Source organism: Cupriavidus sp. PET2-C1 (genome assembly GCF_054515855.1).
In genome coordinates this window covers 242,624-265,244 of the sequence record NZ_CM137259.1, presented here as the reverse complement: position 1 = coordinate 265,244, position 22,621 = coordinate 242,624, and the positions used below count along the sequence as shown (strand labels likewise).

Annotated in this window: 19 protein-coding genes; 3 read left to right on the top strand and 16 right to left on the bottom strand. The window is 68.6% G+C overall.

Going from position 1 to position 22,621, the window contains the following annotated elements; all coding sequences use genetic code 11:
• Positions 1-46: 46 nt before the first annotated feature.
• Positions 47-2,200 carry a TonB-dependent receptor gene (locus ACX12D_RS01185; RefSeq protein ID WP_459372617.1) on the top strand — a complete coding sequence of 718 codons (2,154 nt, stop codon included), beginning with the start codon at positions 47-49 and terminating at the stop codon, positions 2,198-2,200.
• 53 nt (positions 2,201-2,253) lie between these two features.
• On the opposite strand, the gene ACX12D_RS01180 is transcribed toward ACX12D_RS01185, so the two are convergent.
• On the bottom strand, positions 2,254-2,877 hold the full coding sequence (locus ACX12D_RS01180) for a glutathione S-transferase family protein (RefSeq protein ID WP_459372616.1): 624 nt from the start codon (positions 2,875-2,877) through the stop codon (positions 2,254-2,256).
• A 304-nt stretch (positions 2,878-3,181) separates the two neighbouring features.
• On the opposite strand from ACX12D_RS01180, the gene ACX12D_RS01175 reads away from it, so the two are divergent.
• Positions 3,182-4,768 carry an ABC transporter substrate-binding protein gene (locus ACX12D_RS01175; RefSeq protein WP_441640881.1) on the top strand — a complete coding sequence of 529 codons (1,587 nt, stop codon included), beginning with the start codon at positions 3,182-3,184 and terminating at the stop codon, positions 4,766-4,768.
• Positions 4,769-4,836: 68 nt separating this feature from the next.
• On the opposite strand, the gene ACX12D_RS01170 is transcribed toward ACX12D_RS01175, so the two are convergent.
• On the bottom strand, positions 4,837-7,245 hold the full coding sequence (locus ACX12D_RS01170; RefSeq protein ID WP_459372614.1) for a hypothetical protein: 2,409 nt from the start codon (positions 7,243-7,245) through the stop codon (positions 4,837-4,839).
• A 19-nt stretch (positions 7,246-7,264) separates the two neighbouring features.
• A complete protein-coding gene (locus ACX12D_RS01165; protein WP_459372612.1) occupies positions 7,265-8,794 on the bottom strand; it encodes an SLC13 family permease in 1,530 nt (509 codons plus the stop codon).
• A 158-nt stretch (positions 8,795-8,952) separates the two neighbouring features.
• On the opposite strand from ACX12D_RS01165, the gene ACX12D_RS01160 reads away from it, so the two are divergent.
• Positions 8,953-9,690, top strand: coding sequence for a GntR family transcriptional regulator (locus ACX12D_RS01160; protein WP_459372610.1), 738 nt, complete (start codon positions 8,953-8,955; stop codon positions 9,688-9,690).
• Positions 9,691-9,711: 21 nt separating this feature from the next.
• Here the strand turns inward: ACX12D_RS01160 and ACX12D_RS01155 are convergent, their stop codons facing one another.
• From ACX12D_RS01155 to bioA, 13 genes are all read right to left on the bottom strand, one after another.
• Positions 9,712-10,320 (bottom strand): GNAT family N-acetyltransferase, encoded by a 609-nt coding sequence (locus ACX12D_RS01155; RefSeq protein ID WP_459372609.1) that lies wholly within the window; start codon positions 10,318-10,320, stop codon positions 9,712-9,714.
• A 109-nt stretch (positions 10,321-10,429) separates the two neighbouring features.
• Complete coding sequence (locus ACX12D_RS01150; RefSeq protein WP_459372607.1) at positions 10,430-11,026, bottom strand: GatB/YqeY domain-containing protein; 597 nt, start codon at positions 11,024-11,026, stop codon at positions 10,430-10,432.
• Positions 11,027-11,098: 72 nt separating this feature from the next.
• Positions 11,099-12,031: an MBL fold metallo-hydrolase gene (locus tag ACX12D_RS01145; protein WP_459372605.1), complete on the bottom strand. Its 933-nt coding sequence runs from the start codon at positions 12,029-12,031 to the stop codon at positions 11,099-11,101.
• 19 nt (positions 12,032-12,050) lie between these two features.
• Positions 12,051-12,737 carry a DsbA family protein gene (locus ACX12D_RS01140; protein ID WP_459372604.1) on the bottom strand — a complete coding sequence of 229 codons (687 nt, stop codon included), beginning with the start codon at positions 12,735-12,737 and terminating at the stop codon, positions 12,051-12,053.
• 33 nt (positions 12,738-12,770) lie between these two features.
• The gene (locus tag ACX12D_RS01135) at positions 12,771-13,019 is read right to left on the bottom strand and encodes a DUF1289 domain-containing protein (protein WP_459372602.1); all 249 of its coding nucleotides are present in this window, start codon (positions 13,017-13,019) and stop codon (positions 12,771-12,773) included.
• Between the two features lie 69 nt (positions 13,020-13,088).
• Positions 13,089-13,610, bottom strand: a complete 522-nt coding sequence (locus ACX12D_RS01130) for a YbaK/EbsC family protein (protein ID WP_441640890.1) — start codon at positions 13,608-13,610, stop codon at positions 13,089-13,091.
• 14 nt (positions 13,611-13,624) lie between these two features.
• Positions 13,625-14,560 carry a hydroxymethylglutaryl-CoA lyase gene (locus ACX12D_RS01125; protein WP_183032151.1) on the bottom strand — a complete coding sequence of 312 codons (936 nt, stop codon included), beginning with the start codon at positions 14,558-14,560 and terminating at the stop codon, positions 13,625-13,627.
• A gap of 117 nt (positions 14,561-14,677) precedes the next feature.
• A complete protein-coding gene (locus ACX12D_RS01120; RefSeq protein ID WP_459372600.1) occupies positions 14,678-15,619 on the bottom strand; it encodes a 2-hydroxyacid dehydrogenase in 942 nt (313 codons plus the stop codon).
• Positions 15,620-15,714: 95 nt separating this feature from the next.
• The gene (locus ACX12D_RS01115; RefSeq protein ID WP_459372599.1) at positions 15,715-17,751 is read right to left on the bottom strand and encodes an acetyl/propionyl/methylcrotonyl-CoA carboxylase subunit alpha; all 2,037 of its coding nucleotides are present in this window, start codon (positions 17,749-17,751) and stop codon (positions 15,715-15,717) included.
• Positions 17,752-17,846: 95 nt separating this feature from the next.
• Entirely contained in the window at positions 17,847-18,893 is a 1,047-nt protein-coding gene (gene bioB / locus ACX12D_RS01110; RefSeq protein ID WP_459372598.1) for a biotin synthase BioB, read from the bottom strand.
• Positions 18,894-18,950: 57 nt separating this feature from the next.
• Positions 18,951-19,673, bottom strand: coding sequence for a dethiobiotin synthase (gene bioD / locus ACX12D_RS01105; RefSeq protein ID WP_459372597.1), 723 nt, complete (start codon positions 19,671-19,673; stop codon positions 18,951-18,953).
• Positions 19,670-20,887 carry an 8-amino-7-oxononanoate synthase gene (gene bioF, locus ACX12D_RS01100; protein WP_459372596.1) on the bottom strand — a complete coding sequence of 406 codons (1,218 nt, stop codon included), beginning with the start codon at positions 20,885-20,887 and terminating at the stop codon, positions 19,670-19,672. Before bioF ends, bioD begins: the two co-directional genes overlap by 4 nt.
• Positions 20,877-22,364 (bottom strand): adenosylmethionine--8-amino-7-oxononanoate transaminase, encoded by a 1,488-nt coding sequence (gene bioA, locus ACX12D_RS01095; protein WP_459372595.1) that lies wholly within the window; start codon positions 22,362-22,364, stop codon positions 20,877-20,879. Before bioA ends, bioF begins: the two co-directional genes overlap by 11 nt.
• Between the last annotated feature and the right edge of the window lie 257 nt (positions 22,365-22,621).

Genomic DNA, 22,621 nt, shown 5'->3' with positions numbered 1-22,621 from the left:
GACGCTGGCGCCACGCACTCGAAAGCATCCAAGAACAATGCGAGCCATGTCTTTCCGCCTCCAACAAACCCATATCCTGCGGCGCACGCCGCTCGCCGCCGTGGCGGCCCTGATCGCCTCCGCCTCCGTTTCCACGGGCGTGTTCGCGCAAAGCGCCCCGGCTGCGTCGACGGCGCCGGCTGCGCCCGCCGCCGCCCCGGCCACGCTGCGCGAGGTGGTCATCACAGCTAACCCGCTGGGCAGCGAGCTCACCGACCTGGTGGCGCCAGTCTCCACCCTCAGCGGCGATGCCCTTGCCGTGCGCCAGGGCAGCACGCTGGGCGACACCCTGGACAAGCTGCCGGGCGTGTCCTCAAGCTACTTCGGCCCGAACGCCAGCCGCCCGATCATCCGAGGCCTGGACGGCGACCGCATCAAGGTGCTGCAGAACGGCGGCACCACCGTCGACGCCTCCACCCTGTCCAACGACCACGCCGTGCCAGTTGATCCGCTGGTGGCCGAGCGCATTGAAGTGGTGCGCGGCCCGGCCGCGCTGATGTACGGCGGCAACGCCATCGGCGGCGTGGTCAACGTGATCGACAACCGCATCCCGAAGGAGCCGATCCAGGGCATCGGCGGCGCGGTGGACGCCAGCGCCACCGCCGGCGGCGACAGCGCGCGCAACGCCAGCGGCCTGCTCGAGGCCGGCAATGGCCAGATCGCCATCCATGCCGACGCCTTCGCCCGCAAGACCAGCGACCTGCGCATCCCCGGCTACGCGCGCAGCGCCAGCCTGCGCAACAGCCAGCCGCTGCCGGAAGGCGAAAACGAGGCCTACGGCCGCCTGCCCAACAGCAACGCGCAGCAGTCGGGCGGCTCGCTGGGTGGCGCTTACACCTGGGCCGACGGCTTCGTCGGCGCCAACTACAGCGAGTACCACAACGAATACGGCACCCCCGCCGAAGACACCGTGCGGCTGCAGATGCGCCAGCAACGCTTCGCGCTCGAAGGCGAGGCGCGCAACCTGGCCGGCAATACCGGTGGCTTCATCGAATCGGTCAAGGGCAAGTTCAGCTACACCGACTACGAACACAAGGAGGTCGACTCCGGGCAGACCGGCACCATCTTCAAGAACAACGGCTGGGACGCACGCTTCGAGGCCAAGCACGCGCGCATCGGCAACATGACGGGTGTGATCGGCACCCAGTTCGGCTCGACCCGCTTCTCGGCGCTTGGCGAGGAAGCCTTCGTGCCGAGCACCGACACCGACAACGCGGCCCTGTTCATCTTCGAGGAAATGCCGCTGACCGCTAGCGGCGACCTCAAGCTCAACCTGGGCGGGCGCATGGACCACACCAGCGTGAAGGCGCAGGCCAACGGCAACGACCGCTTCTCCGACGCCAGCCGCAGCTTCAACGCCGGCAGCGCCTCGGCCGGCCTGCTCTACAAGCTGGCGCCGGCCTGGTCGCTGACCAGCAACCTGGCCTACACGGAGCGCGCCCCGACCTTCTACGAGCTGTACGCCAATGGCCCCCACGTGGCTACCGGCTCGTGGGAGCAAGGCGACCCCAACGCCAACAAGGAACGCGCAACCTCGCTGGACCTGGGCGTGCGCTTCAAGTCGGGCCCGCACAGCGCCGGCCTGTCGGGCTATTACAGCCGCTTCGCGAACTACCTGGCGCTCACCAACACGGGCACCGCGCGCGACGCGGAGGGCGATTCCGTCACGCCCGGCAGCGCCGGCGCATTGCCCGTGATGCAATACATGGGCGTGCCCGCCACGCTGTACGGCTTCGAGGCCGAAGGCAAGACACGTGTGTGGCAGAAGCTGCTGACCAGCAGCGACACGGTGGACCTGGAGGCCCGCGCGGACTACGTGCGCGGCGAGAACCGCAACACCGGCCAGCCGCTGCCGCGCCTGTCCCCGTTGCGCCTGGGTGGCGCGGTGGTGTACGGCGCCGGCCCGTGGGGGGCACGCGCGGACGTGACCTACGCCGCCCGCCAGACGCGCGTGCCATCCAATGACACGCCCACCGATGCGTACACCTTGCTTGGCGTGTCCATCACGTACAAGTTCAAGATGGCGGGCACCCAGACGCTGGTCTACCTGCGCGGCGACAACCTGACCAACCAGGACGCCCGCAGCGCCACCTCGATCCTGCGCGACCTCGCGCCGCTGGCAGGGCGCAGCGTCAAGCTGGGCGTGCGCACGACGTTCTAAGCCTCGCTGCGACCGGCAAGAAACGGGGTGCGTGTTGCGCCCCGTTTCTTCACTCAGGCAATGCCGTTGCACCCATGGCGCGCAAACCCTTCCCGCTCGCCAAGCCGCTCGAAGTATTCCGCCACCGCCGGATAGTCCGGATGCGGCAACGGCGTGGCGTACCACCGGTTTACCGACAAGCCGATCGGAATATCGGCGAGCGTGAAGCGCTCGCCCGCGACATAGCCGCCCGACACCGCGAGTTGACGCTCGAGGATGCCGATATGCCGTGACCAGCTGGCAATGGAAGCCGCGATCTCCCGCTCGTCCCGGTGCAAAGGCGATTGCCTGACCAGCGCCATGAACGCGTAGCGCCACGCGTTGTTCAGCTCCGTCGCCTGCCAGTCCATCCATTGGTCCACCCGCGCGCGCTGCTGCGCGGCAGCCGGGTAGATGGCGCCATCGCCATAGCGCGACGCCAGGTAGCGGATGATGGTGTTCGACTCCCAAAGCACAAAGCCCTCGTCGTCGAGCACCGGCACCATCGCGTTCGGATTCAGCGCGAGGAATTCCGCCGTATCGGTGGGGCGGTAGCCCGAGCCCCAGTCCTCGCGCACGAACGGCAAGCCGAGTTCGTCGCAGCACCAGAGCACCTTGCGGACGTTGATGGAGGAGGCCTTTCCAAGGATCTTGAGCATGGGCGGGGAGGCGCGCGTGGCGCAAAGAGAATGGCTTCCAATATAAAGCCGGGCTGTCAGGTCGCACAGGCACAGTTGCGCCGGTTTGCGGCCTGACAGTTGGCATTTGACCGTTGACAATTGCAATTGAACAGTCCGAAGTTTGTGCCACGCCGCAGGGCAAACACCCCGCAAAACCGCACGCCCGCTGTGCACGGCCGCCTCGCCCCGGTGCATCCGGCGCTGCGGGTCTGCCCGCCTTGACATGGATGTCTGCATCTCCTGACAATGCCTGCACCGCATCTTGCCTACCAGGGACCCATCGATGACGATCATCCGCCGCGCCCTTGGCGCCGCAGCACTTGCCACGAGCCTCGCCTGCGCCGCGCTCTCCCCAACCGCGGTTGCTGCCAGCCTCACCATCGGCATGTCGGGGGACATCACCTCGCTGGACCCGCACTATCACAACGTCACGCCCAACGCGAACGTGGCCGAGCACATGTTCGAGGCCCTGATCGCCAAGGACGAGACGATGCGCTTCAAGCCCGCGCTGGCGCTCTCGTGGAAGCCGGTCGATGACACCACCTGGGAAATCAAGCTGCGCCCCGGCGTGAAGTTCCACGACGGCAGCGAGTTCACCTCGGCCGACGTGGTCTACTCGCTGAACCGCCCCGCCACGGTCAAGAACAGCCCGTCGCCGTACACCATCTACACCAAGGGCTTCAAGGACATCACCGCGGTCGACAAGCTGACCGTGCGCATCACCACCCACGGCCCTTACCCGCTGGTGCCCAATGACCTCTCCACCATCTACATGCTGTCGAAGAAGGTCGCGGAGAACGCCAGCGGCGACGACTTCAACAGCGGCCGCGCCATGGTCGGCACCGGCCCGTACAAGTTCGTCAGCTTCCGCAAGGGCGACCGCATCGAGCTGACGCGCAACGACAGCTACTGGGGCAACAAGCCGGAGTGGGACACTGTATCGCTGCGCATCCTCACCAACGACGCGCCGCGCGTGGCCGCGCTGCTTGCCGGCGACGTGCAGGTCATCGAGAACGTGCCCACCTCGGATATCCGCAAGCTCTCCGCCGATCCCGGCGTGAGCGTGTTCAAGGTGCCGACCTTCCGCATGATGTACCTGCACCTGGACAGCAACCGCGACGTCACGCCCTTCGTCACCGACAAGACCGGCAAGCCGCTCGCCAGGAACCCGCTCAAGGACGCGCGCGTGCGCGCCGCCATCTCGCACGCCATCTCGCGCCAGGCCATCGTCGACCGCGTGATGGAAGGCGCCGCCGAGCCCACCGGGCAGCTCGTGAACTCCACCTTGTTCGGCCATGTGCCAGGCCTCAAGCCCGACACCTTCGACGCCGCAGGCGCCAGGAAACTGCTGGCGGAAGCGGGCTATCCCGACGGCTTCGCGCTCACGCTGCACGCGCCCAACAACCGCTACGTCAACGACGAACAGGTCGCGCAGGCGATTGCCTCCATGCTGGCGCGCGTCGGCATCCAGACCCGGGTCGAAGCCATGCCGTCCGCCACCTTCTTCACGCGCGCCAACAAGCTGGAGTTCTCCTTCATGCTGGCCGGCTGGGGCGCGGACACGGGCGAGGCTGGCTCGTCGCTGAAGTCGCTGCTGGCCACCTACGATCCGGCCAAGGGCTGGGGCGCATCCAATCGCGGCCGCTACAGCAACCCTGCGCTGGATGCCAAGCTGGCCACGGCGCTGACCACCATCGACGATCGCGCGCGCGAGAAGCTGCTGCAGGACGCGACCGAGATCGGGATCAAGGATGACGGCGTGATCCCGCTGTATTTCCAGATCAACGTATGGGCAGCGAAGAAGGGGTACAAGGTGGTGCCGCGCCAGGATGAGCGCACCTACGCATTCGCCATCAGCAAAGGCTCCTGACCGCTAGCGCGCGACCCCGATGACCGGCGCACCAGCGCGCCGGTCACGCCCTCGCCGCGCGCCATGCCTCACGCGAAGGTGATGAACTGAGCCGACGACCACACCTTGCCGTCGTCTCGTTCCCGGCCATGGAAGTACACCGGGCGGTGGCCATGGGGTCCGTTCACCGGCTCGACGTCGACCACGCCGCTCACGTCCACCGGCAATGCCTTGTCGGTGAGCCGCTCCAGCGCGATAAACAGTTCCGTGCCACCCAGCTCCAGCCGCAGGCCGTCATTGGCAAGCAGTTCGGCGCCGCTGACCTCCCAGCGAAAATCCGGCGCATGGGCAAAGGGATTGCGCTGCAGCGGATCTCCCACCTTGATGAAGCTGTCGATGTGCCCTTCGATCACGATGCGCGCGGCAGCGAGGTTGCTCACGTCGATTTCCACGCTGTCCGCATCGCCATAGGTATCGCTGCGAAAACCGATGTCGGTCGCGCCTTCGCGCCAGCAGGCTTCTTCCTGATGCTCGAAGCCGTGCCCGCCGAAGCGGTGGATCGTGCCATTGAGAATGCGGATGCGGCCTTGCCAGGCGGCCCAGCGATAGCGGTCGCGGATCCGCGCGCCGCCCCAGCGCACGCGGATCAGGCGCTCGGAGAAGCCGGCCTCCCGATGCAGGTTGCGCTCCCAGATCAAGCCATTGTGATCATAGGCCGCCAGGTACTCCCAGCCAGTCTGGCCGAGGAAGCGATAGTCGAGCCGGGCCGGGCCGCGATGCGAGGCCGGCAGCGAGAACGCATCGCCCTGCACGAAATCGCCGCAGCGCACCAGCAGCGCCGTATGCTCGCCGGTGCTGGCCCAGGTGTGGCGCGCGCGCAGGGCACGGCCAATCGCCTGCCGGTCCAGCCGCTCGGCCAGCACGCCGGTCAGGCCGCCGCGCACGCCGAACACCTGCACGCCGGGCGGGCCGCCGCCGGGGCGGCCGCGGTGCTCGTCGCCGCTGGCTGCCACGCCCAGCTGGTAGCCGCGCGCCATCACATCGCGGTACAACCAGTCGAAATGCCCCCAGCTGGAAGCGATTTCCACCAGTCGTTCCAGCTCGGGATGATGCCAGTCCGGGATGTAGCGCCGCCCGCCCACGTGCGGCATGATCAGGTGCTGCTCGGGCGCGCCGACATAGGCGTCCCATAGTTCCTCGACCGGCCAGCGCCCCAGCTCGGCCGCGGTGCCCTTCATGTCCTCGTTCCAGACCAGCGTGCGATTGTGTTCGCCGCGGGCGTTGTAGGGAAAATCCGGCGCGCCGTCGCCAAGGAACACGACGTTGTGATCCCCCCCGGCCGTGGAGCTGCCGCACCACTCCTGCACCGGGTATGCGACAAAGCGGCCGGGCTCGTTGAAGGTTTCCACGGCTTCCAGCCCAAGCTGCCAGTTGGCATCGGTAATCTGGAAATCGTTGACCGTGTAGCCAAACACATCGATGCCGCCCACGTCGCGCGCATAGGCCGCGTTGTAGGCCGGGCTATTGGTGCCGACCGTGTCGTGCGCATGCACATGCAAGTCGGCGTAAAAGGCGCGCGGCGCACCGGCTGCGTCGAAGACCGATAGCCAAGCCGAGCCCTTGGCGACGCGGGGCGCATCCGTCAAGGTGGCTTCCAGGCGCAGCGTGCCAGTGCTGGCGGGCAGGTCGTCGATGCCCACCGATGCCCAGCCCGCCTGGGGCATGGGATAGTCGCGCTGGAGGATAAGCTCGTTGCCTTGCCACGCGGCAAGGCGGATCGAGCCGCCCGCCGCGGCGCAGATATTGCCCCACCTGTCCATCAGCGAAGCCCTGAGCGGCAACGGCGTGCCCGGCCGGGCAAAGCGCGGCGCCTGCAGCAGGACCTGCGCCGGCTGCCCGGCATGGATATCGATCACCGCATCGCCCGGCACCGCGACGAAGCGCGAAGTGCCGAGCGGGTCCACATAGAGCCGGAAGCGAAAGCTGTCTTCGATAAAGGTCTGTACGCGCGTGCCGGGCCCACCGCGGCGCCGGTCGCCAAGGCGGATCAGGATGTGATCGCCGGCATTGAGGTAGCCATCGACAACGTCGACGATGATCGCCTTCTGGAACGGACGCTCATGCCCCTTCTGCTCGAAGCGCACGTTGAGCGATTGCACGCTCGCTGGGCTCTGGCCGGGCACAAGCGGCGCGGCCTGGTATTCGGCGCTGATGTAGTTGGCGCCGCCCGGGTCGGTGGTCTGGAACAGCGCCCAGTCGGAGTAGAACTTGAAGGTCGCCTTGAGCCACGCGCCATCCGCCACGCCGGAGGCACCGACCTCGTAGTCGAGGATGATCTCGGCCAATTCGCCCGCTTCCAGCCGGCTCACGGAGCAGCTCACCCGGCCGGCGAACGGCAGCGCCTTGTTCTTCTCGTACAGGCCGGCGGGCGCGTGATGCGTGCCCAGGCGCTCGCGCAGCGCGGCGTAGCGCGCGGCCAGTGTTGTCTTGTCGGTCATTGGGGGGGGAACTCCGATGTCAATGAAATGGCCACGGCGCGCTGGCATCCCACACCGGGATGCCCAGGTAGGCGTACCAGGGCGCCATGACCAGCAGGCCGTAGGCAATGCCGATCAGCACCGACACCACGCCCACGCGGGCATAGTCCGACGTGGTGAAGGTGCCGCTGCTATAGGCCACCACGGCCGCGGTGATCTGCGTGGGCAAGATGTAGGCAAAGCTGTCGCTGTCGCACACCAGCAAGGTGAACGCGGCGGGATGCAGCCCGAGCTTGGGTGCCAGCGCCAGCATGATCGGCGCGATCATCGTCACCGCGGCCACGTTGGACAGCATGGCCAGGCGCGCCACGTGCGTGCCGAGCATGACGATCAGCAACGCCAGCCACCACGGATGGCCCGCGGCGAAGCGGTACAGCCAGTCGGCCACCCACGGCGCCAGGCCGGTCTCGCCAATCGCGGAGGACAGGCTCAGCGCACCAGCCAGCAGGAAGAACGTGCCCCAGATCGTGCGGGCCTGGATATCCTTCCAGCCCAGTCCCGTCCACCCGGGCACGAACAGCGCCGCCAGCCCGAGCAAGGCCACGATCTCCGAAGGCAGGCCATGCCACGACTCGGTCGCCCACAGCACGGCCACCACGGCAAACACCGCCAGGATCGTCTTGGATTGCACACCTGCCGGCGGCAACGCGGCACGCTCGGCGGCAATCGCAGCCTGGCCGCCAGGCAACCGGACCGCGCGCGACTTGAAGTAGGACTGCACCCACAGCTGGGTCAGCACGAACATGCCCAGGTACGGCCATTGCAGCTTGAACCAGTCGAGATAGGAGATGTGCAGGCCGAGGTTCTTCTGCAGCAGGCCGACGATCACCATATTGGGCAGGTGCGCGGTGAGAATGCACATGCCGCTGATCATCGAGCCATACACCAGCGACTGAATCACGATGGCCTTCTTCGCGCTGCGCTCACGCGGCGAGTCGCCGAACAGGCCCACGATGCCGTTGACGACCGGCAGCAAGGTGGCCGCGCGGGCATTGGCCGCCGGCACGAGAAAGCCCAGCACGAAGTTGACCACGAACATCACCCAGATCACGCCGTTGGCGGTACGCGTCTTCAGCTTGTCGAGCAGGAACAGGGCGATCCGCCGGTCCAGCCCGGCCGCCTGCATGATGGCCGAGAAGATGAACGCCGCCAGGCACAGGAACACCACCGGCGTGGCAAAGCCGCTGGCCGCCTTGGAGAACGGCGTCACCGCATGCGCCAGCACCAGCAGAGCGGGGATCAGCATGCCGCTCACGCCGACCGGCACGGCCTCGCTCATCCAGACCAGGCTGGCCCAGGCCACCACGGCCAGCGTGGCACGGCCAGCGGGCGGCAAGCCCTGCGGCTGCGGGAGTACGAACAGGATGACGAAGAAGGCGATCCACGCGGCCACGAAGCCCAGCTGCGCCTTGCGCAATGGCCCCGGCCGGAACCAGGCCGGCGGCTTGTACAGGTATGCTTGCCAACCGGCTCGCGAATGCGCCGATGGCGGGTTGAGGGGAGAGTTCACTGCGGCTCCTTGGCGGGTTCCCGATACGCACGTAAGACGCCGCACTGGTCAGTCCGGCCTTGGAAGGCAATAATACGTTTTAATACAAGATGTCCAACGAAGGCATTGGCATATTGTTATGCTGTTTTTCACAAGCCTTTGATACAACAGGGTTTTACATGAGTGTTGCGCGTGAGAACGCCATTTCACTGTACGAGCAGATCGCAGATTTGTTGCGCGAAGAAATCCAGACGCGGCGCTTCGACCCGTCCGGAAAACTGCCTTCCGAGGCCGAGCTGGGCGAGCGTTTCGGGGTGAGCCGGGTCACGGTGCGCCTGGCGATCACGCGGCTGGTTGACGCTGGCCTGGTCGAGCGCAAGCAAGGCAAAGGCACCTTCGTGGTCGACAAGCGCCTGCGCCATGGCCTGGATACGCTGCGCGGCTTCTACGACTCGCTGGTGCTGCAGGGACACGCGCCAGAGATGCAGCTGGTCGCGCTGGAGCGGATCGCCGTGCCGGCCCGGCTGCGCGGTATCTTTCCCGCCGCGCTCGGCCACTGCATCGCCTTGCAGCGCCTGCATCGTCTCGATGGCGAGCCGATTGCGCTCGCCGAGACCCACATCGCGTGCGATGCCACGCCTGGCTGGGAAGATGCCGAGCGCAATCCGTCCTACACCTTGATCGGCCAGTTGCTGGGCATGCAGGTCGACCGGGCCGACCTCGTCATCCGCGCCCGCTCGGCGGGCCAGCACTTGGCGGCGGTGCTGCAGACCTCGCGCACGCATCCGCTGCTGGAACTGGAACGCACGTCGTTCCTCGCGGATGGCGCGGTTTGCGAGCACACGCTGTTTTCCATACGGTCGGAGCGGTATGAGTTCGCGCTCAATAGCGCGGGGGGCGTGCGGGTGCCGGCGTGAGTGGCTCGCGCGTGGCTCCTTTCATCTCGCCTCCCCCTTGTCTTGATCCTTGCCCTTGTCCTTGTCCTTGTCCCTGGACGGGCCGGCATTGCCATACCACGGCGGCACCAGCGAGTACATCGCCGCCGAGCACGGCACGCCGTGCAGCACCAGCCGGTTGCGGGCGATGCATTCGAACTGCGCGCCGATCTTCTGCGCGACGGCGCGGCTCACCACGTTGTGCTCGGCGGCGACCACTTCCAGGCGCGTCAGCCCGAGGCGGTGAAAGGCATAGCATGCCATCAGCTCTGCCGCGCGCGCGCCCAGTCCCTGCCGCTGCCGGGTCTGGCGGATCCAGTAGCCGAGGTTGCCGAAGTTGTAGTCGCGGTTGATCTGGTTGATGGAGACGCCGCCATACAGCTCCCTGCCGTCCGGGGCGAATACGCCGATGTCGTAGGCCTCGCCGATGGCCATGCTTTCCGTGCACAGGTCGACCCAGTTCTCGGCATCGCGCACGCTATAGCCCGCGTGGCACCACGGCAGCCATTTGCCCACGGTCTCGAGCGATTCGTGCACGGCGGCCACGAACTGGGGCACGTCGGGATAGCGGAAGGGGCGAAGGAGAAAGCCTTGGCCGTGAAGGGCTTGCATGGTGCATCCTTGGGACTCGGTCAGCGCCCGAACTTGCCGGCGCGCGCATCGTGGGCCATGACGCGCCCGTCCTGCATGCCAGTGCGGCGAGCGTCGTGGCCAGGCCGCCTCATCTCGGCCTCATGGCTTCGCCAATCAGCAGCCTGGCCTGCACGCGCGCATGCAGCAGCGCCATGTCGGCATGGCGCAGGCTCGGGTGGCGGCTCAGCGCGGCCATCACCTTGCCGGACTGCTGGATCGAGCCAGCGCCGGCATCGGCGGCGGCGCGGTCGATCAGCGCGTCGATCTCCGCGTCGGACAGGGGCCGGGCGATGCAGGCGGCCAGGCTCAGTGCCGTGTCGTCGAAGCGGGCGCCGTCGTCGAAATGAATGCAGCCCTCGATCATCACAGGCAAGCCTTGCGGGTCGATCTCGCCAAAGCGCAGCTCGCGGATGTCGACCGCATGATGGCGGCCGTCGAGGTAGAGCGAGCCGTCGATGTAGCCGGGCTCCGGGTTGAGCGGGAAGACGAGGCGCTTGCCCGCCAGTTGTTCAAGGCTGTAGGTGGGCAGGTCCATGCCGTCGAGCCGGATCGCCGTGCGCACCGGCGCGCCGCCGAGCACGAATGGCGCCAGTTCTATCTCGAGGTCGGCGCCGTGCGCGTGGATCGTCGAGGCGGAGAGATGCGCGACCAGGGGGTGAAGCAGTGCGACGGGAAAGGCAGCCATGGACGGTTTCCTCGCAAAGGGTCAGGGACAGGCGCCTGGGCATGGTGGCGCCCGCATTACCAGCGTTACCGCTCAATCCCGGTTGTACACCTCGCCGCCTTCCTCCGCCAGCGCGCCGGCGGCGGCCAGCGATGCCAGGATCCGGTCAAGGATGGCCGCCATGTCCTGCGCGGGCATGAAGCGCGCATGGATGCGCTGCATCAGCGGCGCCTGCGCCATCCACGCCAGCAGCGCGTCGCGCCGCATGCGCTGCTGCTCCAGCAGCTTGAACTTCACCAGCACCTTGATGGCATGCGTGGCGTTGCGCCCGGCATCGGCGCTGAGGTAGGCCAGCCGCCCGGCAGCAACGTCAAGCGCGGCCGCCACGTTGGTGAAGGGCCGCCCGTGGCCGGGAATCACCACGCGCACATCCAGCGTGGCGATGCGCGCCAGCACGGCCGCCTGCTCGGCGAAGCCGCTCTCGCCGTCGAGTTCCGGGAAGATCACGCCAAAGCCGTTTTCCCACAGCGCATCGCCAGAGATCAGGATGCCCTCTTGCGGGGCGAACAGCATCACGGCATGGGGATCGTGGCCGGGCGCGCCTACCACCTGCCAGTCGAGCCCGCCCAGGCGCAAGGTGTCGCCGTCCTGCACCACGTCATCAAAGCTGAAGCGGTCGCACTGCTGGCCGGTGGCGCGGTAGCTCAGGGCGTCCACGTCCCATGCGCGCACCGCCTCGGCCTCCGCGGCGGGGATCAGCGTGCGCGGCTGCCAGCGGCGCTGCAGCGTGGCGTTGCCGCCGCAGTGGTCGGAGTGCAGGTGCGTGTTCACCAGGCGCCGCAGCGCCCGCCCGCCGAGGCCGGCCTCGACCAGCGCCAGCGTCTGTGGCGCATGCGTGACGTAGCCGGAATCGACCAGCGCGGTGTCGTCGCCATCGACGAACAGGATGTTGTTGGCGGATAGCCAGCCGCGCTCGAAAACGCGCATGGTGCCGGGCAGGTTTGGAGGCGTGAAGGTGGTTGGCATCGGGGTGTCGGCAAATCAGCTAGTCAGCGCGCGGCGTGGGCGGCGGCGGTGCATCGGCGCGCCCCGCGCCAACCGGCAATGCGGCGGCGGCACGGAATGCGTCCGAGGCAAAGAAAGGATCCTGGGCAAGCCGCGCGGTGAGCATGTCGAGCGCATCCAGGCCCCAGAACAACTGCCCCTCGGCATCCCCCTGCAGCGCAGCGGTAGGTACGCCGAACACGCCGCGCGCCAGCGCTTCGTCCCCGTTTTCCCGCAGGCGCGCCTTGACCGCCTCTTGCGCCAGCGCAGCGGTGGGTACGCCCAGCGCACCGCACAGCGCATTGAACTCGGCCTGCTGCTGGGGCACGTGGCCTTGCTGCCAGACGAAGCGGAAAACCGGTGCCAGCGTGGCGTGCGAGAGCCGGCCTTCGAGCTCCAGCGCGACCGCCAGGCGCAGCAAGGGCAGCGGATTGAACGGGTGCACGGCGGGCATGGCGAGCGGCGTGCCGTCGCGGTGCGCGATCCAGGCAACGTGCTCGAAGGTAAAGCGGCGCTTGGGCGCGATCTCGGCCGGGCCGACGTTGCCCCAATGGCGCAGCAGCCCGGCAAACAGCAGCGGCACGTAGCGCACCGGGACATCGGCTGGCAAGGCCCGGGGCAAGCGCTCGAACGCCAGGTAGGCGAACGGCGAGATCGGGTCGAAGTACCAGTCGATGGCGGTTGTCATGGCCGGGTCACGCGGTGTTGTGGCTGCGATGCGTCATGGCGCCGCCCTTGCGGCCAACGCCGCGGCGCGCTGCGGCAGCAGCAGCCAGATCCTGCGCCGCCCGGCCTCGTCGCAGCCGGACCATGCGGCGATCTCCTCGATGGTGCGCAGGCAGCCTTCGCAATAGCCGCTCGCGGCGTCCATGCGGCACACGTTGCGGCACGGCGACGGCACGGGCTGCGCGCGCTGGGCGGCTTGCGCGCCGCGCGTGAGCTCGGCGGCGAGGCGGGTGGCTTGCGACATCGCCTCAGCCCTCGCCCGGGATGCCGCGCATGACGCGCATGACGCATGTGACGCTTACAAGCAGCGGCTTCATGCGGACTGGCGCTGCGCCACGTCGGCCACCTCGGCCCCGGTCATGCGCTGCAGCTCTTGCGGGGTGAGGTTGAACACGGCGTGCGGATGGCCGGCGGCGGCCCACAGGCTGCCGTAGCGGAACAGGTCGCTGTCGAGCAGCATGACGGGCGCCACCGCGTGGCCGATCGGGCAGACGCCGCCAATGGCGTAGCCTGTCTTCTCGCGCACGAACCTGGCATCGGCCTTGCCGAGCGGGCCCACCACGGCGGCGACCTTGGCTTCGTCGACGCGGTTGCTGCCGCTGGCGATCACCAGCACCGGCGCGTCGTCGGCGACGCGGCGAAAGATGATGGACTTGGCGATCTCGGCCACCGAACAGCCGAGGCCGGCCGCTGCCTCGGCCGAGGTCTTGCCGGTGGCGGGCAGCATGACCACGGGCTTGTCGTGGCCAAGGCCGGCCAGCAGGCCGGCCACGCGCTGCGCCGCTTCGGGCAGCGCGGCGGTGTCGTTGGCGTTGTCGGGAGAGTGAGCGTTCATGTCGATAGGGTTCCTTATACGCAGGCAGGCGCGGCGTCCGCGGCGGCGCCCCACTTGGTCAGCAGCGCGCGTCCCACGCGCGAGCTGTTGGCGCGGCCGATCGACTGCGAGATGAAGTCGCCCGCGCGCACCACCTGCTCCAGGTCCACGCCGGTGTGGATGCCCATGCCATGCAGCATGTACAGCACGTCTTCGGTGGCCACGTTGCCGGTGGCGCCCTTGGCGTAAGGACAGCCGCCGAGTCCTGCCACCGAGGCGTGGAAGATCGAGATGCCGACCTGCAGGCTGGCCAGGATGTTGGACAGCGCCTGGCCGTAGGTATCGTGGAAATGGCCGGAGAGCCGGTCGATGGGGAATTCGGCGGCGACCGCGTGCATCACCTCCTGCACCCGGCCCGGCGTACCCACGCCGATGGTGTCGGCGATGTCGATCTCGTCGCAGCCGAGATCGCGCATGCGGCGCACCACGTCCACCACCGCGTGCACCGGCACCTCGCCCTGGTAGGGGCAGCCCAGCGCGCAGGAGATGCTGGCGCGCAGGCGCAGGCCTTTCTCCTTGGCAGCGGCGGCGACAGGCGCGAAGCGCTCGATGGATTCGGCGATGGAGCAGTTGATGTTCTTTTGCGAGAACGCCTCGCTGGCGGCGCCGAAGATCACGACCTCATCCGCCGACGCGGCCACCGCGCCTTCGAAGCCCTTCATATTGGGCGTGAGCACGGAGTACAGCGTGCCCGGCCGGCGCTGGATGCGCGCCATCACGTCGGCGCCATCGGCCATCTGCGGCACCCATTTGGGCGAGACGAAGGAGGCGGCTTCGATGTTGACGAAGCCGGCGTCGCTGAGGCGGTTGATCAGGTCGACCTTGACCTCGGTCGGCACCATCGCCTTCTCGTTTTGCAGGCCGTCGCGCGGGCCGACTTCTACGACTTTTACATAGTGGGGCAGGGTCATGATGTCTCCTCGCTGTCTGGTTGCTGCGCACGCATCGGAGCGTGCACGATTTAACTAATCTGCGGACATTGGGCCCGGGCACCCGGCGCAAACGCTACGCCCCGGCGCCCGGCTTGCTCAATAGCCGCGTTGCAGGTCGACCACGCCGGCGATCGGCTGGCCCGCGCCTAGCGCGCGGATCTTGGCCGCGATCTGGGCGACGCTATCTTCGCGCAGCGTCAATGCCGCGATATGCGGCGTGATGGTGATGCGCGGCTCGGCCCAGAACGGATGCTCGGCGGGCAGCGGCTCGGTGCGGAACACGTCGAGCGTGGCGCCGGCGATCTGTCCCGACTGCACGGCAGCCAGCAGGTCTTGCTCGACCAGGTGCGGGCCGCGCGCCACGTTGATCAGGTAGGCGCCCTTGGCGAGCTTGCCCAGCAGGCCGGCGTCCAGGATGTTCTCGGTTTCCGGCGTGAGCGGCAGCACGTTGACCAGCACGCGCAGGCCATCCAGGAACGGTGCCTGGCCAGCTTCGCCGGCAAAGCCCTGCACCCCTTCGATATCGCGCGCCGTGCGGCTCCAGCCGCGCACCGGGAAGCCGAAGCCGGCCAGCGCCTGCGCGATCTGCGCGCCGAGCGTACCCACGCCCATCACGCCCACGGTGAAATCGGCGCGGCGATGCGGCTTGAGAAAGCGCCAGGTGCCAGCCTGCTGGGCCAGCGCGTATTCATCCAGGCGGCGGAAATAGCGCAGTACCGCGTGCGTCACGTAATCGATCATCTGCGCGGCCATGCCGGCATCGTCCAGGCGCACGATGGGCACGCCGGCCGGCAGCGCATCCGGGTCGGTGTCGCGCAGGCTCAGGATGCCGTCCACGCCGGCGCCCAGGTTGAACACGGCTTTCAGGTCGGTACGCCCGCGCAGCATCTCGAGCGGCGGGCGCCACACCACGGCGTAGTCGACCGGCTCGTTCTTGCTGTCTTCCCAGGTCAGGCATTGCGCTTCGGGCAGGGCCTCGGCAAAGCCGTCGATCCAGGGCTGGTAACGGCCGTCCGGCACATACAACTGCAACTTCATCTCATCTCCACTCTGGTCTTCTTTCTCTTCTATTTTCGCAGAGGATGGGCACGGCCTGCGGTTTTCTTGCAGCGGACACCGCCTGAAGCGGCGGCTCAGCCGTTGCCGGCTTCGAAGGACAGCAATTGCGCGCCTTCGCCGACCTGCTCGCCCACGCCATACAGCACCTCGCCCACCACGCCGTCGGCCGGCGCGCTGATGGTGTGCTCCATCTTCATGGCCTCCATCACCAGCAGCGGCGCACCGCGCGCGACCCGGCTGCCGGCCTGGACCATGACCGCGATGACCTTGCCGGGCATGGGCGCGGTGAGCTTGCCGCCCTCGCCTTCGCCCTCGGCGGCATGGGCGAGCGGATCGATCCAGGCCAGGACCACATGGCGGTGGCCGCTGAACACATGGAAGGTATCACCTTCCGCGTGGACCTGCCCACGGGCGCGCCGCGTGCCGAGATCGACACGAATATCGTCCGCCGCGCACTGCGCCCGGAACGGCGCGGCCTGGTCGGCGAAGAACAGCGTGCTGCCGCGCGCATCGGTGGCGAGCGTCACATCGGCAATATGGCTGCCCGCCAGGCCACCCACCGAGAACCGCAGGGTGCGCCGCTCCCCGCCGTTCAGCCGCCATGCGCCCGCATGCTGCCAGGGCGAATGCGCGTCGGCCGGGTCCACGCGGCGCGCGCGGGCTTGCGCATCCAGCAGCGCCGCCACCGCCAGTGCGATCACTTCCATGCCGACCGGCGCAGGCGGCGGGAACAACGCCGCCTGATTGCGCTCGATCAGGCCGGTGTCGAGGTCCGCCGTGCGGAACGCCTGCGAGGTCACCAGCCGCCGCAGGAAAGCCACATTGGTCGACAGGCCCACCACGCGGTATTCGGCCAGCGCCTGCGCCATGCGCCCCAGCGCTTCCTCGCGGTCGCGGCCCCACACGATCAGCTTGGCGATCATGGGGTCGTAGTACGGGCTGATGGTGTCGCCCTCGCGCACGCCGGAGTCGATGCGCACGCCGGCCGGGCCGTTGCCGTCCTGGCCCAGCGCGAACGTGACCGCCGCCGGTGTGCGCAGGTAGCGCAGCGTGCCGGTGGAGGGCAGGAAGCCCTTGTCGGGGTTCTCGGCGTAGACGCGGGCTTCCAGTGCATGGCCGTGGATGTGAAGCTGATCTTGCCTGAGCGGCAACGGCTCGCCCGAGGCCACGCGCAGCTGCCACTCCACCAGGTCCTGCCCGGTGATCATCTCGGTGACCGGGTGCTCCACCTGCAGGCGGGTGTTCATCTCCATGAAGTAGAACGAGCCGTCCTGGTTGGCGATGAATTCCACCGTGCCAGCGCCCACGTAGCCCACGGCCTGTGCGGCGGCTACTGCGGCTTCGCCCATGGCGCGCCTGCGTTCGTCGCTCATGCCGGGGGCCGGCGCTTCTTCCAGCACCTTCTGGTGGCGGCGCTGCACCGAGCAATCGCGCTCGAACAGGTAGACGCAGTTGCCGTGCGTGTCGGCAAAGACCTGGATCTCGATATGGCGGGGGCGGGTCAGGTACTTCTCGACCAGCACGCGGTCGTCGCCGAAGCTGGCACTGGCCTCGCGCTGCACGGACGCCAGCGCGGCTTCGAAGCCTTCGCTGGCTTCCACCACGCGCATGCCCTTGCCGCCGCCGCCGGCGCTGGCCTTGAGCAGCACCGGGTAGCCGATGCGGTCGGCCTCGCGGCGCAGCAGGGCGGGCTCCTGATCCTCGCCGTGGTAGCCGGGCACCAGCGGCACCGCGGCCGCCTCCATCAGGCGCTTGGCCGCGCTCTTGCTGCCCATGGCGCGGATGCTGGAAGCCGGCGGGCCGATAAAGACGAGGCCGGCTTCGGCGCAAGCTTCGGCGAAGCCGTCGTTCTCGGAGAGGAAGCCGTAGCCGGGATGGATGGCCTGCGCGCCGGTGGCCTTGGCCATCTCGATGATGTGATCGCCGCGCAGGTAGCTGTCGCGCGCTGCCGCGCCGCCGATATGCACGGCCTCGTCGCACAGTGCCACGTGGCGCGCGTTGGCGTCGGCGTCGGAGTAGACGGCTACCGTGCGGATGCCGAGGCGGCGGCAGGTGGCTGCCACGCGGCAGGCGATTTCGCCGCGATTGGCGATCAGGATCTTGTTGAACATGGCGTCCCCCTGATGAACCTCTGCCCGCAGCCAGTGCGGTTGCGGGGACGGCGGCCATGGACCGTGGGCCCTTGGCCGCCGCCATTGCCGCCAGCTTACCCTGCGTAGCCCTCGGTGCGGATATCCAGCCGTGCCAGCAGCGCGCGATCGCGGTCGGCCTGGGGGTTGGCGGTGGTCAGCAGGCGGTCGCCGTAGAAGATGGAATTGGCACCGGCCATGAAGCACAGGGCCTGCAGCGCGTCGTCCATGGTCTCGCGGCCGGCGGACAGGCGCACCATGGCGCTGGGCATGGTGATGCGCGCCACCGCGATGGTGCGCACGAACTCGAACGGGTCGATCGGTGCGGTGTCGGCCAGCGGCGTGCCCTTGACCGCCACCAGGTTGTTGATGGGCACCGACTCGGGATACGGGTCGAGGTTGGCGAGCTGCGCGATCAGCCCGGCGCGCGCCTCGCGCGATTCGCCCATGCCGACGATGCCGCCGCTGCACACGTTGATACCGGCCTCGCGCACATGGCCGATGGTGTCCAGGCGGTCCTGGTAGGTGCGCGTGCCGATGATCTCGCCGTAGAACTCGGGCGAGGTATCGAGGTTGTGGTTGTAGTAGTCCAGCCCCGCGTCCTTCAGGCGCTGCGCCTGCTCGGCTTCCAGCATGCCTAGCGTGACGCAGGTCTCCAGGCCCATGGCCTTGACCTCTTTCACCATCTCGATGACCGGCTCGAGGTGGCGGTCCTTCGGGCTGCGCCAGGCGGCGCCCATGCAGAAGCGGCCAGCGCCGCTGGCCTTGGCGGCGCGCGCGGCTTCCAGCACCTCGTCGAGCGCCATCAGCTTGCCCGCGGTGACGCCGGCATCATGGTGCGCGCTCTGCGGGCAATAGCCGCAATCCTCTTCGCAGCCGCCGGTCTTGATCGAGAGCAACGTCGAGAGCTGCACGGCGTTGGCATCGAAATGCTCGCGGTGCACCTGCTGGGCGCGGAACAGCAGATCGTTGAACGGCAGCGCGTACAGCGCGGCGACCTCGGCGACGGTCCAGTCGCCCGGCTTGGTGGCGGGCGCGGGATCGGTAAAGCGGCGGGCGGTCTGGCGCAGGGTGTCGGCGGAAATGGTGGCGACGGTTTCGCCGGCGTGGGTGGTTGCGGTCATGTTTGCTATCTGTTCCGGTAATTCGTTCAGTGTTTTCAGTCTTGATCAGGTGCGCGCTCAGGCGGCGATGCCATTGCCTGCGGCATGGCAAGCGGCAAGCAGCGGCGCCAGCGCGAGCTGGCTGGCGGCTTCGGCCGGCGCGACCTGCCACGGCAGCGTGCCGAGCCAGGGCGCGCCCAGCGCCGCGCGCAGCGTGCCGATGTTCTCGTCGGCGAGCGGCATGTCGGGATCGATGCGGTTGGCAATCCAGCCCGCCAGGTGCAGGCCGCGCGCGCGCACGGCTTCGGCGGTGAGCAGCGCATGGCTGATGCAGCCCAGGCGGATGCCGACCACCAGCACCACCGGCAGGCCGAGCATCACGGCGAGGTCGGCCGTGTCCCAGCCGCCTTGGTCGCGCGGCGCGCCGTCCAGCGGCACGCAAAAGCCGCCGACGCCTTCCACCACCACCGCGCCGGCCTGCGCCTGCAGCGCGGCAAACGCGGCACGGATCGGCTCGCGCGTGATGCGGGTGCCCTCGATGGCCGCGGCCAGGTGCGGCGAGGCCGGCGTGCGCAGCAAGAACGGGCACGTCTGCGCTTGCGGCACGGCCACCGCGCTGGCGGCGCGCAGTTGCGCCACGTCATCGTTGTGCCAATGGTCGTTGCGCCATTCGCTGCCGCTTGCCACCGGCTTCATGCCGACGGCCAGGTGACCGGCGGCGCGCAGCGCGTGCAGCAGGGTGGCGCTGGCGTGCGTCTTGCCGATGCCAGTGTCGGTGCCCGTGACAAAACAGGCGATCATGACGCCTCCTTGTGCGGCACCACGCTGGCCAGGCTAGCCAGCAGGCGCTCGACATCGGCCACGGTATGCGAGGCCGACAGCGTGATGCGCAGGCGCGCGGTACCAACGGGCACGGTGGGCGGGCGGATCGCGCCAACGCGGATGCCGTCGGCCTCCAGCGCCGCGGACAGTGCCAGCGCCGCCACGTTGTCGCCTACGATCACGGGCTGGATCGCCGTCGAGCTCTCACCCAGCCGCCAGCCAGCCGCCCGCGTCAGGCCGGCCAGGCCACTGCGCAGCGTACGGATCAGCTTGTCCAGCTGCGCGCGGCGTTGCCGCCCTTCGTCGCCGGCGATCAACGCCAGGCTGGTGGACAAGGCGTGCGCCACCGCCGGCGGCGAGGCCGTGGTGTAGATGTACTGCCGCGCGGTGTTGACGAGATGATCGATGATGGTCTCGTGCGCGGCCACGAACGCGCCCGCCACGCCGGCGGCCTTGCCTAGCGTGCCGATATAGATAAAGCGCGGCGACGTCAGCGCGAGGTGCTCCAGCACGCCGTGGCCTTGCTCGCCCAGCACGCCGAAGCCGTGCGCGTCATCCAGGATGATCCAGGCGTCGTGCCGCTCGGCCAGCGTCAGAAGCTCGGCCAGCGGCGCAAAGTCACCGTCCATGCTGAACACGCTGTCGGTGACGATCAGCTTGAGCGGGCTGGTGCTGGCGGCCAGCAAGCCCTCGAGCTCGGCCACGTTGCGATGCGCATAGCGACGGACCTCGGCACGCGCCAGGCGCGCGCCGTCGATCAGCGAGGCATGGTTGAGCGCTTCGCAGAAGAGCGTGGCATCGGCGCTGCCTAGCGCGGTCAGCACCGCCATGTTGGCCATATAGCCGGTGCTGAAGTAGAGTGCGGCCGCGTGCGGAATGTTCGGCGCGAACCACGCCGCCAGCTCCCCTTCGAGCCGGTGGTGGGCCAGCGAATGGCCGCTCACCAGGTGGGAGGCCCCGCTGCCCGCGCCGAACTGGCGCGCGCCTTCGGCCATCGCCTCGATCAGCGCGGGATGGTTGGCCAGGCCCAGGTAGTCGTTGCTGCAGAACGTCAGCAACGAGTGCATCTCGCCGCCGCAGGCATCGCTCACGGCTTGCTGCGGCGCGCAGGCGGAGTACGCGGTGCGGCGGCGCCGCGTCAGTGCCTTTTCGTCGCGCTCGGCGGCGGCCAGGGTCAAGTGCTCAAGCAGCATCGCGTATCTCCGTGGGGGCGCCGGTTCCGTTGCCGGCGCTGTCGTTCTGGTCCATGCCGGCGAGTACCGTGTCGAGCGTGGCTTGCAGCTGGCCTGCCAGCCATTGCGCAAGCGCCGCGTCGAACACGTACGGGGGCATGATGTAAAGCGTGCGGCCGATCGGACGGATCAGCACGCCGTGCTTGCGCGCGGCATGATGGAAGCGCGCGGCGAACTCGCCCGCGTTGGCCGCGTACTCTTCGCGCACGTCGGCGGCCCAGATCAGGCCGCGCTGACGCACGTGGTGCAGCCGGGCATCCGCCGCCAGCCCTGCCATGGCTTGCGTGAGCCACTGCGCGCGCTTGCGGTTCTGCGCCACCACGTCTTGCTTGGCGAACAAGTCGAGCGTGGCCAGCGCAGCGCGGCAGGCCAGCGGGTTGCCGGTATAGGAGTGCGAGTGCAGGAAGCTGCGGGCGCGGTCGGGGTCGCGCGCCTCGGCCACGAAGGCCTGCTGGATCGCGCCGCGCGACAGCACCAGCGAGAGCGGCAGGTAGCCGCCGCTGATGCCCTTGGACAAGCACAGGAAATCCGGCCAGAGGTGCGCCGGCAGCGGTGCGCCGGGCTCGGCCGCGCCGCGTGCCTGCTCCCACGCGAAAAAGGTGCCGGTGCGCCCGCACCCGACCGCGATCTCGTCGGCGATCAGGTGCACGCGGTAGCGGTCGCACAGCGCGCGCACGCCTTCCAGGTAGAGCGGATCGTGCATGGCCATGCCAGCGGCGCACTGCACCAGCGGCTCGATGATGAGCGCTGCGATCTGGCCGCCGCGCGCCTGCAGCAGCGCCTCCAGCGCATCCAGCGCGCGCTGCGCGACCTGCGCGGCGCTCTCGCCCGGCGCGGCCTGGCGCGCATCCGGCGACATCACCACGTGCGAGCTCATCAGCATCGGATCGTAGGCATCGCGGAAGATCGCCACATCGGTCACCGCCAGCGCGCCCACGGTCTCGCCGTGGTAGCCGTGGCGCAGGCACACGAATTCGCGCTTGCCGCCCAGGCCGGTATTGCGCCAGTAGTGGAAGCTCATCTTCAGCGCTATCTCCACGGCGGACGCGCCGTCGCTGGCATAGAACGCATGGCCGAGCGCGCCGCCGGTGAGCGCCGACAGGCGCTCGGCAAGCTCCACCGCCGGCGCGTGCGTGCAGCCGGCCAGCATCACGTGCTCGAGCGTGTCGAGCTGCTCGCGCAGCGCGGCGTTGATGTCCGGGTTGGCGTGGCCAAACAGATTGACCCACCAGGAGCTGGTGGCATCGAAATAGCGCTGGCCGCCGGTGTCGTGCAGCCAGGGGCCCTCGCCGCGGGCGATGGCGAGCGGCGGCTCGCCGGCATCGGGCCGCAGCGGCGTGCACGGATGCCATACCGCGCGCAAGCTGCGCTCGCCGAGCGTGGGCTGGGCAGGATGCGCGCTCGGCGCCAGGGACGCGGAATTGGACTGGTCTTCCAAGGAAACCCTCCTTTGTTGACCGCGCGCTGGCCGGCCCAGGCAGGCGAAGCCTGGCGTGGCGGCACTTGCGCGCGGGTTGGGGAGAGTCATGGTAGGGAGCTACCTGGTGAATTGGCAAACAGCGCCGGAATTACACGTTGACATCACGTTGAACGACAAAGCAAGAAGAAGGGCCTAACCGCCTCGTATCCCGACGCTAGCGTGCGCCTATCTCCACCCCGCGCAGCCGGATGCGGCGCGCGATTCCACCCGTCTAT